This window comes from Streptomyces aidingensis, from assembly GCF_900112355.1.
GTDB lineage: Bacteria > Actinomycetota > Actinomycetes > Streptomycetales > Streptomycetaceae > Streptomyces > Streptomyces aidingensis.
This window is the reverse complement of record NZ_FOLM01000002.1, coordinates 117,707-131,031: the sequence shown is the minus strand read 5'-3', so window position 1 is coordinate 131,031 and position 13,325 is coordinate 117,707. Positions and strand designations below refer to the sequence as shown.

Genomic DNA, 13,325 nt, shown 5'->3' with positions numbered 1-13,325 from the left:
GGGACGGGGCCGCGGCGACGGCTCAGAGCAGCCCGTCCCACATCTGTTCGAGAAGGACGGACCACCAGGACTCGGGGTCGGCGACGGCCTGCGCGTCCAGCGAGCCGAGCTGGTTCTGGAAGTCCGTGGTCCACCGGCCCGCCTGCTCCGGGTTGAGCCCGTAGCGCAGCGGCCACATGCGCCCCAGCAGCGCCATGGAGCGCGCGAACTGCGGCACCGAGGCGTTGACGAACTGCGGCACCGCCGGCTGTCCGCCCGGACCGCCCTCCAGCGGCACGGCCACCACATAGGCCGTGCCGTACTGCACGCACAACTGCCGGCCGAAGTCGTTGCCCAGCACCAGATACGAGCCGGCGTCCGCGGCCGGCATGATGTGCCGCTCGGCGGCCAGCTCGGCCAGCGTCGGTATCGGCCGGCCCGGCTGCGCCTGCGCCCAGAAGAACGGCGGCAGCATCAGCGGCACCCCGGACCACACCAGGGTCTGCGCCACGATGTCCGGAACTCCCTGCCGGGAGACCGACTGCTGGTCGTAGCGGAACACGCCCTGCGGGCCGAACGCGGCGGCCAGCTCCTGCCCGATCACGTCCAGGCCGACCGCCGGGGCGGACGGCTGCTGCGGCAGCGGCGCCCGCACCGGGGCGGCGCGCGGCGGGCCGTCCGCGTACTGCTCCAGCTCGTCGGCGTGCTCCACCAGATGCCGCACCCCCGCCTGGCGGGAGCCGTAGTCGGTGCCGTACGGGGCGGTGTGGGTGGTGCGCGCCTGCGGCCAGGTCTCGCGCACCAGCCGGGCGCAGTAGCCGCCGGGCAGCTCGCAGCACTGGAGCTCGGTGTACAGCTCGATGACCTGCTGCGGCGGCACCCCCATCGCGTTGAGCTCGTGGTAGAGCTGCCACTCGGGGTGCGGCAGACCGGGGGCGGAGCGGCGGATCAGCCGCTGCTCCGAGCCGTCCGGGCCGCGGTAGCGCAGCACCGCCATGTAGCCGGAGCCGACCATCGGCACGGCGGGCTGCGCCTGCGGATAGCCGTAGCCGCCCGGGCCGCCGGGGTAGCCGTAGCCGCCGCCATGGCCGCCGGGCCCGGGGGCGGGCGGGGGAGGCGGGGTGTGCGCCCCGCCGGGGGCGCCGGGAACACCCGGAGCGCCGGGGGCGCCGGGGGCGCCCGGCGGGGTGGGCGCCACCGGGCCGATGCCGGAGCCGGAGGAGGCCAGCACGGTGGCCGCCTGGTGCACCCCGCCGCCCTGCGAGGGGTTCGGCGGGCCGGGCGGCGGCGGCGTGGCCGGGCCGGCCCCGCCGGGCCGCCGGCCGAGCACCTGGGCCTGGATCTCGTCGGCGGGGACCATCCGGGTCGGGATGTATCCGCTGCCGTGGTCGTCGGCCGCGGGAGGGCTCCCCGTCCCCCCGCCGCCGGTGCCCGCCGCGGGTGTGCCGGGCGCGGGCGGCGGCGGGGGCGGCACCGGGCCGCTTCCGCGCGGCGGCGGGGCGGCCTTGGCGGTGTCGGCGTCGGCCAGGTCGGCCGCCCCGCCGGAGGACGGGGCGGGCGGCCGGGCACCCGGGGCGCCGGGCGGCGGGATGCCGGGTTCGGCCCCCGCGCCCGGCGGCCGGCCGGGCGGCTGCGGCCCGACCGAGGGGGCGAGCTGGGTCTTCGGCAGCGAACTGCCCTGCGGCAGCACGGCCGTGCGGGCCTCCGGGTCGGCGGCGCCGCCGGCGGAGGGTTCGTCCCGCTCCGGTACGGGCGGGGAGATCACCGTCATCGGCGGGGCCACCGAGGCATCGTCCGAGGCGCTGCCGGAGGTGTCGGTGAAACCGCCCCACGGGGAGCCGGCGGCGGGCGCGGCGGGCGCCGGCTCGGGCGGCCCGGCCGCGGGCGCGGGGGCCCCGCCGTCGGCGGCGCCGCCGCGGTCCGCGGCCGGCGCGCGGTGATCCGGGACACCGGCCCGGTCCGCGGCCTCCTGAAGCCACTCCGGCGGGGTCAGCAGGAAGGAGGTCGCCTCCAGATCCACCCGCTGCGGGGGCTCCGGGGCGGCCGGCGCGCCGCCCGGCGGCGTCCCGTACTCCGCCTGGTACGCCTGGATGACCTCGTTCACCGGCAGCGCCGGCCAGAGCGTGGTCTCCCCGCTGTCCCGGGCGATCACCAGCCGGCCGCCGCTGGCCGGGTTGCCCTCCCGGTCCTCCGCCCAGGCGACGAAGCCCAGATCGAATTCGCGGATGCGCACCTCGCGCGGCGCCGTCGCGGACGCCGGGCCGTTCACCCAGCGCTCGGCGCGCTCCTGGGCCTGTGCGAACGTCACCATCGGGCCCCTCACCTCCCCACCGGGACGGCGTGGGCGAAACCGCCGTCCACCATCAGCCTGGCCACCGTCTCCAGCTCCGGCGGATTGCCCGCCAGCCGCAGCAGGAACTCGTCGAAATCCGCTCCGCAGGGCAGCAGCAGGGTGTTGACGCGCTCCTCGACCGGAAGCCCGTCACGGTCCCGGAAGTCGTCGAAGGCGCACAGCCGGACCGCGCCGGCCTCCGGGCCCTTCACCTTCAGCGCCAGCAGCCCGCCCTGGACGAAGGCGATGCCCAGGTAGTCCTTGGTGAGATGGTCCCGCAGGCACTTGTTGATGTACACGAGATCGTTGACCGCGGCTTCCTCGCGCAGCGTGAAGAAGGGCTGGTCGATCAGCAGGCCCAGCTCGGCGTCGAGGGCCACGCCCTTGGGCGCCGAACCGCCCGCCGCCTTGAGGAAGGACCGGTAGGACTCGGGCAGCCGGTAGCCCAGCTTCTCCTCGGCGGCGGCCAGCCGCTCCTCGCGCACCGCGCCGGAGTGCGGCACCGGGAAGTGCACGGGCCTGGTCTCGGCCAGCGGGCGGGTGCCGCGCTTGTCGTGGTCCACGGCGGCGGTGGCGACCCCGCCGTGGTGCCGCAGCAGCGCCTTGACCTCGACCGGGACCAGCTCCAGGCGGCGGCTGTCCGGCACGTGGTGCCAGGTCCAGCCGTGCGGGGTGGCGACCGGGGGCAGGCTGGCCCACAGTTCGTGGCCGGAGGCGTGCAGCGCGGCATTGGCCGAGACGTAGTCGGTCAGCCGGAGCTCGTCCACGCCGAAGCCCTCGGGCGGCTCGGCGATCTCGGCCGCGGCGCGGGCGTACGGGCCGAAGTCCGGGTAGCCGTCCGCGTCCACCCGGACCCCGCCCGGGTAGCGGGCGGCGCGCACCGGGTCTGGAAACTGCACGACCTGCCCGGCGTAGGCCCGGTTGGGTGGCGCGGTGTGCCGCTGCCCGAGCCGACCTGTCGTCATGGCTGTCTGGCCCCCTGCTGATGCTTGCTGGTTGCGCACAGCCTATGGGGTCCCGGTTTCCACCGACAGCTTGTGGAATGCTGACCGGGGGCGGGCTCGCGGACCGTACGGGGGAGGAACCACCGCGATGTATGCCATTTCCGACGACAGCCGGCCGAAGCATGATCCCCGGCTGGGCTGGGCGCGTCCGGCCACGCCGGTGCTGCGCCGCCGCCGGGACGGCATTCTGCCGACCCTGGCCGCGGCACTGTCCCAGCCGGGGGCCGGGACACTGACCGCCACGGCCCACCGATCCGGCCCCGCGCCACAGCCGCATCCGCTGGTCCGGGCGGTGCTGGAGTCGCTGGGCAGCGACCGCTCGGAGCGCCATGCCGGCCGCTGCCCGGAGACGGTGCTGATCTCCCGGCGGATCACGGAAGCGGGCGCGCGCACCGTGCAGGAGGCGCGGGCCGCGCTGCGGCGGGCCCGGATCACCACCCGGCACATCCGGGAGGAGGGCGATCCGCGGCACGGCGCGTACGCCCGGCACTGCCATGTGTGCACCACCCTGCTCGCGCACTTCGGGCTGCGCAGCGTGGCGCCGTCCTCGGAGGCGACCACGGCGCTGCGGCTGCCCACCGGCGGGGCCCGGGGGACCGCCGGCGGCGGTGCGGCGGCACCGGCCGCGCCGGCCGGGGCCGGCCGGTGGCCGGAGCGGCCGGACCGGGCGGCGGTGGAGGCCGAGCGGTGGAGCCGCGAACTGGCCGCACACCGCTCGCCGCTGGGCCACCGGCACACCGTGACACCGGCCGCGCGGGCGGCCTGGGCCGAGTACGGCGGGCTGCGGCTGCTGCCCACCGGGCCGGGCGCGGTGCATGTGCCGGTGCCGGTGGTGCTGGACCCGATGCTGGGCCGGCACTGGCCGCGCACCCTGGGCGATCTGGGGCGGGCGCTGGGCACCGTGCTGAGCCCGCTGGGCGCGACCGGACTGCCGGCGGACGGGGCCGGTGCCGGGGCCCGTGCCGGGGACGGTGACGGGGACGAGGCGGGCTGCGACGGGGCGCTGCTGGCCGTGGACCGGGAGGGCCGGGTGTACTGCCTGGACCACAGCGGGGACTGGTTTCTCGGCCCGGATGTCCGCTCCGCGCTGACCGTCCTGCTCACCGGCGCCCGCCCGCACCGCCTCGGCCCGCCGCCGGGCCCGCCCGGGGACGCCCGCGACGGAGCGGCCGGCGGACCGGCCGAGGCCCGGTGAGCGGTGCCGGCGGGCGCGGCGCGGCGGCTCAGGCGGTTTCGGTGCGGCGGATGGCGTCGCGGTAGGCGCGGGTGGCGGCGCGCAGCGCGGTCTCCGGGTCGACGCCGGCCGCCTCGGCCTCGGCGGCCAGCGCCAGCAGCCGGTAGCCGATGCCCTCGCCCGCGGGAAGCTCCACCGGCAGCCCGGCGCCGCGCGCCCGGCTCACCAGCTTGGCGGCCAGCGCCAGCGCGGGCTGGTCCAGCGGCACCCCGTCCGTCACCGAGGCGCGGCGCTTCTCCGCCGCCTTGGTGCGCAGCCAGTGCTCCTTGACGTCCTGCGGGGTCTCGGCCTCGGCGTCGCCGAACACATGCGGATGGCGATGGATCAGCTTGGCCACGATGGTGGCCGCGACATCGTCGACGGAGAACGGTTCGTCGCCGTCCTCCTCGGCGATGCGGGCGTGGAAGATCACCTGGAGCAGCACATCGCCCAGTTCCTCGCGCAGCTCCGCGCGATTGCCCGTCTCGATCGCCTCGACCAGCTCATACGCCTCCTCCAGCCCGTATTTGGCCAGGTCGGCGTGGGTGCGGCGGGAAGACCAGGGACACTCGGCGCGGATGCGGTCCATCACCTGCACCAGATCCAGCAGCCGGGCGCCGGGCAGATCCCAGGAGCCGGGCAGCAGCTCCAGCTCGGGCACCGCCGCCTGCCGCCCGGAACCCGCCAGCGCCGCCAGCCCGTCGGTCAGCCGGGACTCGCCCTCGCCGGCCGCCAGCACCACCACCGTGCGGCCGTCCGCGCAGTATCCGGCCAGTTCGCGGGCGGCGGGCAGCTCCCCGGGCGCGGTGAGCTCCACCGCCACCCCGGCCTGCGCCAGAAAGGGAAGCTGCGGATGCCCGGCGTCCCGGCACAGCACCCGGTCCGCGCCGCGCAGCTCCTGCCAGGCGGCCCAGGACAGCAGTCCGGGCGCCACCCGGTGGCTGGTGGTCAGCAGAACGATCCGGCCGGCGGCCGGCGCGGGCCGGGGCGGGGCGGGGGCGCTCACTCGGGGAGGGCCTCCGGGACGCCCGGCTCCTCCGCCAGCGTGTTCAGCCACGGGGTGTCCGGCTCGGTGATGGCGAACTGCTCCTCGTCCCAGTCCCCGTAGCGGGGATTGAGCGTGACGCCGACCTCGGTCGCGGCCTCCTTGAGCGCGGCCGTGATCCGTGCGTCGTCGTTGCCGTAGTGGCGCCACAGCTTGTCCTGGTAGAGGGCGCTGCGGAAGGTGTCGTCCACCTTGCTGGGCGCGATGAACTCGGCGATCGCCGCCTCGTCGAGCGCCTCCGGGCCGCCGAGCTGCTCCTCGGTCAGCGCCCGCTGGTCCTGCACCTCCCGGGTGGTGACCTCGATCCCGGCGTCCTCGGCGGCGGCCTTCACCAGGGCGTTGAACACCTGCTGGTGCACGATGCTCCGGGTCAGCGAGCTGGACTCGGCCAGCGACTGCTCGGCGTCCGGCTGCGCGAGCTGGCCGTCCCGCACCTCCTGGACGTAGTCCTGCACCTCGGCGATGGAGATGACCTCGTCCCCGACCACGGCGGCGGCGCCCGGGTGGCTGTCCGTGGAGCAGCCGGTCAGCATCGGTGCCGTCAGCAGCACGGCGGCTGCGGCGGACAGGGAGAGGGCGGACGTGCGGCGCTTCACTGGGACCCTCCGGCGGGGTGGGCGTGGGCATGGGCGGCTCGCCGCGATCTTAGGCAGCGGGCGCGGCCGGTGACCACTGCTTCGTGGTCATTCGTTCGAGGCGGCTGTGCCAACGGTACGGGTGGCGGCCCCGGCGGGGGAAACCGGGACCGCCATGGTGACAACGAACGGGCCCGGGTTTTTGTCACCCGGCCCGGCCCGGCCCGGCACCCGCGCCGCCGCGGTACCCGGGCCCGCGCCGCTCAGTCCTCGGCCAGCCGCCGCAGGGCCGGCCCCAGCCTGCGGCGCGCCAGCCGGTAGACCCGGCCCGCGCCGCGCCGCAGCAGCCGCCCCGGCCACCGCCGCCCGCCCGGCCGGCCCCCCGCCGGGTCCCCGGCCGCCAGCGGCAGCCCGTCCAGCCCGATGCCGCGCCGCGGCACCACGTTCCCGAGGTAGTCGCCGTGCCGCTCCGGCGTGTACCAGGGGCGCAGCGGCGGCAGTGCGCAGCCGCGCAGCGCCGCGTACCGGTCCCGGGCCTCCCGGTAGGGGTCCTGGCCGGTGAGCCCGTGCTGCTCGGCCCAGCCCGGGGCCACCGTCGGCAGCCTGCCCTCGTCCAGCTCCTGCCAGGAGGTGAGCAGGCCGGAGGAGACGAAGAAGTGGTTGCCGTGCGCCTCGCGGATGCCGAAGTCGGTGAGGATGCCGGTGGGGATGGACCGGTGGATGGCCTCCATGGCGGCCGTGGAGCTGACCGTGACCAGCAGGTCGGTGCGGTCCAGTACCCCGCCCATCTCGCCGTACAGCAGCTTCAGATTGGCCGGCGGGTCGGCGAGCTGCCCGAACAGTTCCTCGTAGGAGTACGCCTCGGTGTGGGTGACCCCCTCGCCGGGCCGGTTGCGCAGCTTGATCAGCACCTCCCGGTCCGGGTGCAGCCGGGCGTGCCGGGCGGCCTTCGCCAGGATGCCGACGCGTTCCTCGCGGGAGGCCGGGACCGAGGGCTGCACCGCGAAGCAGACCGTGAACGGCCGCTCCCCGCGCCGCCAGGCCTCCGGGTCGTAGCGCTTGCCGCCCAGGTACGGCAGCGCGCTCTCCACCACGGCCTTGGGATCGGCGCCCACGCCCGCGTAGATGTCGCGGAGCGTGTCGGCGTCGGCGGCGCTGTTGGCCAGCACGATGTCCGCGCCGACCCGCAGGACGGCGCCGTCCACCACGTTCTCGTAGACCACCCCGACATAGCCGGTGACCACCACCGGGCGGTGCTCCCGCTCCCGCCAGGCGGTGCCCAGCGCGTGGATCACGGCCAGCACGCTGCCGCCGGTGACGCCCAGCACCAGCAGGTCCGCCTCCGCCAGGCCGGGCTCCGTCACCAGCTCCGGCAGGCTGACCACCCTGCTGGTGTCGGGCACGATGCCGACCTCGTCGATCTGGCGCTGCGAGGGCATGGAGTCGCCGCGCAGGAACCGCGCGTCGACGGCGTGGTCCGGCGCGATCTGCCGGGCGGTCATCGCGGCCCACTTCCAGCGGCTGTCGGAGTCGGCGAATACGACGGCGCGTGGCCTGGCGCTTCCCATGCGTTGAGTGTCCTTCACTGGGACCGGGACCGGTGCCCGGTTGCGATGCTGTGACGAAGCCGAGAGGCCCCCGGGACCGGGCCGGCCGGACCGCCGCGGGACCGCCTCGACGGGGACGGCCGGCGCCGCGGGGCTGCTCCGGCGGGGATGTCCGCCGCCGGCCGCGCCGTGTTTGCCGCCGTGTTGACCAACGGTGACGCAGAGCTGGCCCGTGGGTCAACCGGGCAGGTCAGTGGGTGTTCCCGGCGGACCGGCGGGGTGGCGCGTTCACCGGGCGGTCCGGAAATCGGCCGTCCGGTCGTGACTTCGTCCCGGCGGGGCAACAGCTCGCCGCCGCCCCTGGCCGGGGCCGCGGGCGGGCTGCTGCCATGGGATCGCCGGGTCCGCACGGGGGGTCCGGCACCGCATCCGGAAGGGGAGAGGACGAGATGAGAGTGCAGCGGGCCACCGGCCGGGGACGGCGCACGACGGCGGTCGCGGGGGCCGTCGCGGCGGCGGTACTGGCGCTGGGCGGGCTGACCGCCTGTGAGGAACCGTTGCCGCCGGACGCGGGAGAAGGCTCGTCGCAGCAGCCGGACGCCGACGGGGGAGACGACGGCGCCGCCGACGGAGGGGACGGCGGCGACGGCGCCGGGGACGGCGGCGGGGACGGCGGCGGCGACGAGGCCGGGGACGGCGGCGGGGAGGACGCGCCCGCCGAGGCGGACGAGGGCTTCCTCGCCGCGGGGGAGACGCACCGCTACCCGAACGGTCTGGAGGTCACCCTCTCCGCCGCCGAGCCCTATACCCCGGCCGACTATGTGGAGTACACCGGGACCCCCTGCAAGACGACCGTGACGGTCACCAACAACGGCGCCGAGGAGACCGAGATCATCTTCCTGTTCTCGGCGCGGGCCGGCGACGCGGGGGTGGAGGCGCCGGAGATCTTCGACGGCGAGCTGGCCGCCGAGCCGCAGGGCACCCTGAAGCCGGGCCGCACCTTCACCGGCGAAGTCGCCTTCGATGTGCCCGAGGGCGCGGACTTCATCGATGTCACGGTGGATCCGCTGGACATCGATCTCGATCCGGCGTACTGGAACCTCCGGCTCTGATCCGGCCGGGAAACCGGCCGGCGGCTGCCGGTCCGCACGGCGGCGTCCAGTGTCCCGCGGGGGTGGGCACCGGGCGCCGCCGCCTTGTGCTGTCCGCTGCCGGCTTTTTCCGCCGTCCGCCGTCCGCCGTCACCCGCCCCGCGGGGGACCGGGGGTCAGACCGGAGGATGAGCCCGCCGCCCCGCCACGGCAAGCGGACCGTGCCGTTCGCCGGGGGCCGTACCGGTTTGCCGTACTTCGGCTTGCGCCTGCCGCGGCGCCGCCCCCCATCCTGCGGAATGAGGCCCCTTAGGGGACCGTGCGACTTTCTGCGGACACCGCCGCCGCCGGGTTCGTTCTCGGGGGCGACGACCGGGAGGGCCGCCGCTCCCTACCTTCGGGATAAGAACCGGATCAGATTTTCGATCGAGGAGTCAGTTGTGACCACGGCGGTAGCGGAACCGGGTACCGGGGGCGGCGGAGGGACGGCCGTTGCCGCGCGCGCCGAGCGCGTGACCAAGGCGTACGGGGAGGGCGACACCAGGGTCCTGGCGCTGGACGAGGTGAGCGTGGAGATCGCGCGCGGCGCCTTCACCGCGATCATGGGGCCGTCCGGCTCCGGCAAGTCCACCCTGATGCACTGCCTGGCCGGTCTGGACAGCGTGACCGCCGGCCGGGTCTGGATCGGCGAGACCGAGCTCACCGGGCTGCGGGAGAAGCAGCTCACCCAGTTGCGGCGGGACAACGTCGGATTCATCTTCCAGGCGTTCAATCTGCTGCCCACGCTCAACGCGATCGAGAACATCACGCTTCCCATGGACATCGCCGGCCGCAAGCCGGACCAGAAGTGGCTGGACCATGTGATCAGCACGGTGGGCCTGGCCGACCGGCTCAGTCACCGGCCGTCCGAGCTCTCCGGCGGCCAGCAGCAGCGGGTGGCGGTGGCCCGGGCGCTGGCGAGCAAGCCGCAGATCATGTTCGGCGACGAGCCCACCGGCAACCTGGACTCCCGGGCCGGCGCGGAGATCCTCGGCTTCCTGCGCCGCTCGGTGGACGAGCTGGGCCAGACCGTGGTGATGGTCACCCATGACCCGGTGGCCGCCGCCTACGCGGACCGGGTGGTCTTCCTGGCCGACGGCCGGATCGTGGACGAGATGGCCGACCCCACCGCGGACAAGGTGCTGGACCGGATGCGCGGCTTCGACTCCCAGGGGCGCACCTCATGACCGTGGTACGCACCTCCCTGCGCAACTTTGTCGCGCACAAGGGACGCATGATCCTCTCCGGGCTGGCGGTGCTGATCTCCGTCGCCTTTGTCTGCGGAACGCTGGTCTTCACCTCCACCATGCAGGCCACCTTCGACCGGCTGTTCACCGAGAGCGCGTCCAACGTCATGGTGGGCCCCGCCCAGGAGGAGGGCGAGGGCGGCTTCGACGACGTCAGCCTCACCGGCCGCCCGGACACCGTGCCGGCCTCGGCCGCCGAGCAGATCCGCGGTGTGGAAGGGGTGGCCGAGGTCACCGGTGTGGTGGCCTCGGAGTCCATCGTGGCGGTGGACTCGGACAACGAGAACATCGGCCCCACCACGGGCGCCCCCACCGTGGGTGTCGGCTGGACCGAGCTGGAGCTGCGCACCGCCGAGGTGGCCCGCGGCACCGCGCCCGCCGGTCCGGGCGAGGTCATGGTGGACAGCGCCACCGCCGACAACAAGAACCTGGAGATCGGCGAGGAGCTGCGGGTGATCTCGGTCACCGGCGACCACTCGCTGACCATCACCGGCATCGTCGACTTCACCATCACCAACCCCGGCGCCGCGATCCTGTACTTCGAGCCCTCGGCCGCCCAGCAGATCCTGCTCGGCGCCGACGACGCCTACACCGAGCTGGCCGTGGACGCCGCGCCCGGGGTCGGCGACGCGGAGCTCAAGGAGCGGGTGGCCGCGGCGCTGGGCACCGAGGACTACCAGATCCGGACCGCCGACGAGTACATCGAGGACAACCGCAGTGAGATCGCGGGGGTCTTCGACTTCCTCCAGTACGTGCTGCTCGGCTTCGCCGGCATCTCGCTGCTCGTCGGCATCTTCCTGATCGTCAACACCTTCACCATGCTGGTCGCGCAGCGCACCCGGGAGATCGGGCTGATGCGGGCCATCGGGGCCAGCCGCAAGCAGGTCTACCGCTCGGTGCTGATCGAGGCGCTGCTGCTCGGTGTGGTGGGCTCGGTGCTGGGCTTCGCCGCCGGGCTGGGCATCGCGGTCGGCCTGATGGCGCTGATGGGCGCGCTGGGCATGAACCTCTCCACCGACGATCTGACCATCGGCGTCTCGGTGCCGGTGATCGGCATGGTGGTCGGTGTCACGGTGACCCTGCTGGCAGCCTGGCTCCCGGCTCGCCGTGCCGCCCGGGTGACCCCGATGGACGCGCTGCGCGAGGCCGGCAACCCGGGCGATGTGCGGGCCGGCCGGCTGCGCACCATCGTGGGTCTGGCCATGCTGGTGCTGGGCCTCGGCGCGCTGGTGGCGGCCGGCGGCGCCTCCAGCGCGGGCACCGGCGGGATGTGGCTGGCGCTGGGCGTGACGCTGACCCTGATCGGCCTGGTGCTGTCCGCCCCGGCCCTGGTGGGGCTGGTGCTGCGGGCGCTGAGCGCGGTGCTGCTGCGCGGCTTCGGCTCCATCGGGCGGATGGCGGAGCGCAACGCGCTGCGCAATCCGCGGCGCACCGGGGCCACGGCGTCGGCGCTGATGATCGGGCTGGCACTGGTGGCCGGGCTGTCCGTGGTGGGCACCTCGATGGTGGCCTCGGCGACCGAGGAGATCGACGAGTCGCTGGGTGCGGACTACATCATCCAGACGGCCAACTGGATGCCGATCCTGCCGGAGGCGGCCGAGGCGGTGCGGTCCGCGGACCATCTGTCCTCGGTGGTGGCGGTCAGCGAGGTGGAGGCCACTCTCACCACCGCGGACGACGCCTCCTTCGACCAGAACCTGGGTCTGACCACTCCCGGCTACCCGGAGATGATGGACACCCCGGTGGTCGCGGGCGACATGTCCGAGGCGCTGCGGGCGGGCGGCATCGCGTTGCCCGCGGACCTCGCCGAGGAGCACGGTCTGGCCGTGGGCGACCAGCTCACCCTGGACATCGAGGACTCCTCCGGGCCGGTCACCGTCACGCTGCGGGCGATCTCCGAGGCGCCGTCGTTCGACGCCCCGGGTGCCTTCCTGGGCGAGGAGACCGCCGCCTCGGTGCTGGAGCCGGAGCAGATGCCGCTGCCGTGGGGCATGTTCGCGCTGGCCGAGCCGGGCCAGGCCGACCAGGCCCGGGCGTCCCTGGAGAGCGCCCTGGAGGCGCACCCGCAGATGGAGGTGCGCGACCAGGCCGACTACAAGGAACTGATCCAGCAGCAGGTCGGACAGCTCCTGTACATGGTGTACGGGCTGCTGGCGCTGGCGATCATCGTGGCCATCCTGGGCGTGATCAACACGCTGGCGCTGGCCGTGGTGGAGCGCACCCAGGAGATCGGGCTGATGCGGGCGATCGGGCTGGGCCGCAGCCAGCTGCGGAAGATGGTCCGGCTGGAGTCGGTGGTGATCGCCCTGTTCGGCACGGTGCTCGGGGTGGCCCTGGGGCTGGCCTGGGGCGGCGCGGCGCAGCAGCTTCTCGCCCTGGAGGGCATGGAGGTCCTGGCGATTCCGTGGGTGACGATCATCGCGGTCTTCCTGGGTGCCGCGATCGTCGGCCGGCTGGCGGCGGTGCTGCCGGCCCGGCGGGCCGCGCGGATGAACATTCTCCAGGCCATCGCCACCGAGTGAGCCCGGACGGTATCTCTCGGTATCTCGGAATCTCTCGGAATCTCTCGAACAATCCCGCAGACGGACCCGCCCCGGGCAGCCCCCCGCCCGGGGCGGGTTCTTGCCGCCGCGCGCGGCCTTCGGCACCCGGCCCGCCCAGGTGTTCGAATTGGTACGCGTGTTCGAAATCCCATTGCGCCGGTCCTGCCCGGGCGGCAGACTGAGGCGGTGCTGATCCGACGTGAGAACCCGGGCGACGAAGCCGCCGTCGCGGCCGTCACCACCGCCGCCTTCGCCAAGCCCGGCAGCCCCCTGCCCGCCGAGACCACCCTGCTCGACGAGCTGCGCAAGGACGAGGGCTGGCTGCCCCGGCTCTCCCTGGTCGCCACCGACTCCCCCGGCGGCGACATCCTCGGCCATGTGGTCTGCACCCGCGGCCGGGTCGGCTCCACCCCCGTGCTCGGCCTCGGCCCGCTCAGCGTCCATCCCGACCACCAGTTGCGGGGCGTGGGCTCGGCGCTGATGCACGCGGTGCTGGGCGCCGCCGACGCCCTGGACGAACCGCTGGCCGGGCTGCTCGGCAGCCCCGCCTTCTACCGCCGCTTCGGCTTCCGCCCGGCCGCGGACTTCGGCATCCTGGCGCCCGACCCCGCCTGGGGCGAGTTCTTCCAGATCCGGCCGCTGGCCGCCTGCCCCGCCGTGCTGCGCGGCCCCTTCCACTACGCCGCCCCCTTCTCCCGGCTCTAGCCTCC

At 74.9% G+C, this 13,325-nt stretch carries 10 protein-coding genes; 5 read left to right on the top strand and 5 right to left on the bottom strand.

From position 1 onward, the window contains the following. Window positions 1–22: 22 nt before the first annotated feature. Both BM242_RS05150 and BM242_RS05145 read right to left on the bottom strand, forming a co-directional pair. On the bottom strand, window positions 23–2,290 hold the full coding sequence (locus BM242_RS05150) for an SUKH-4 family immunity protein (RefSeq protein WP_093837458.1): 2,268 nt from the start codon (window positions 2,288–2,290) through the stop codon (window positions 23–25). A gap of 8 nt (window positions 2,291–2,298) precedes the next feature. Beyond that, window positions 2,299–3,276 carry an HNH endonuclease gene (locus tag BM242_RS05145; protein ID WP_093837457.1) on the bottom strand — a complete coding sequence of 326 codons (978 nt, stop codon included), beginning with the start codon at window positions 3,274–3,276 and terminating at the stop codon, window positions 2,299–2,301. A gap of 127 nt (window positions 3,277–3,403) precedes the next feature. Between BM242_RS05145 and BM242_RS31020 the strand changes: the two genes are divergently transcribed. Beyond that, window positions 3,404–4,510, top strand: coding sequence for an SUKH-3 domain-containing protein (locus BM242_RS31020; protein WP_342746939.1), 1,107 nt, complete (start codon window positions 3,404–3,406; stop codon window positions 4,508–4,510). A 28-nt stretch (window positions 4,511–4,538) separates the two neighbouring features. Here BM242_RS31020 and BM242_RS05130 read toward each other — a convergent pair whose 3' ends face one another. The 3 genes from BM242_RS05130 to BM242_RS05120 all read right to left on the bottom strand — a co-directional run bounded on the left by BM242_RS05130 (window position 4,539) and on the right by BM242_RS05120 (window position 7,716). Further along, entirely contained in the window at window positions 4,539–5,534 is a 996-nt protein-coding gene (locus BM242_RS05130; protein ID WP_093837456.1) for a nucleoside triphosphate pyrophosphohydrolase, read from the bottom strand. Continuing rightward, window positions 5,531–6,169: a SurA N-terminal domain-containing protein gene (locus tag BM242_RS05125; protein WP_093837455.1), complete on the bottom strand. Its 639-nt coding sequence runs from the start codon at window positions 6,167–6,169 to the stop codon at window positions 5,531–5,533. The genes BM242_RS05130 and BM242_RS05125 overlap by 4 nt, the downstream gene beginning before the upstream one ends. A gap of 242 nt (window positions 6,170–6,411) precedes the next feature. Continuing rightward, entirely contained in the window at window positions 6,412–7,716 is a 1,305-nt protein-coding gene (locus tag BM242_RS05120) for a DUF6716 putative glycosyltransferase (protein WP_093837454.1), read from the bottom strand. Between the two features lie 428 nt (window positions 7,717–8,144). Here BM242_RS05120 and BM242_RS05115 point away from each other — a divergent pair, with 428 nt between their 5' ends. The 4 genes from BM242_RS05115 (at window position 8,145) to BM242_RS05100 (ending at window position 13,320) form a co-directional block, all read left to right on the top strand. Continuing rightward, window positions 8,145–8,807 carry a DUF4352 domain-containing protein gene (locus BM242_RS05115; RefSeq protein ID WP_139238265.1) on the top strand — a complete coding sequence of 221 codons (663 nt, stop codon included), beginning with the start codon at window positions 8,145–8,147 and terminating at the stop codon, window positions 8,805–8,807. A gap of 419 nt (window positions 8,808–9,226) precedes the next feature. Then, window positions 9,227–10,012 (top strand): ABC transporter ATP-binding protein, encoded by a 786-nt coding sequence (locus tag BM242_RS05110; protein ID WP_093837452.1) that lies wholly within the window; start codon window positions 9,227–9,229, stop codon window positions 10,010–10,012. Then, window positions 10,009–12,594, top strand: a complete 2,586-nt coding sequence (locus BM242_RS05105) for an ABC transporter permease (RefSeq protein WP_093837451.1) — start codon at window positions 10,009–10,011, stop codon at window positions 12,592–12,594. Before BM242_RS05110 ends, BM242_RS05105 begins: the two co-directional genes overlap by 4 nt. A gap of 207 nt (window positions 12,595–12,801) precedes the next feature. Next, window positions 12,802–13,320 (top strand): GNAT family N-acetyltransferase, encoded by a 519-nt coding sequence (locus BM242_RS05100; RefSeq protein ID WP_093837450.1) that lies wholly within the window; start codon window positions 12,802–12,804, stop codon window positions 13,318–13,320. The last annotated feature ends 5 nt before the right edge of the window (window positions 13,321–13,325 follow it).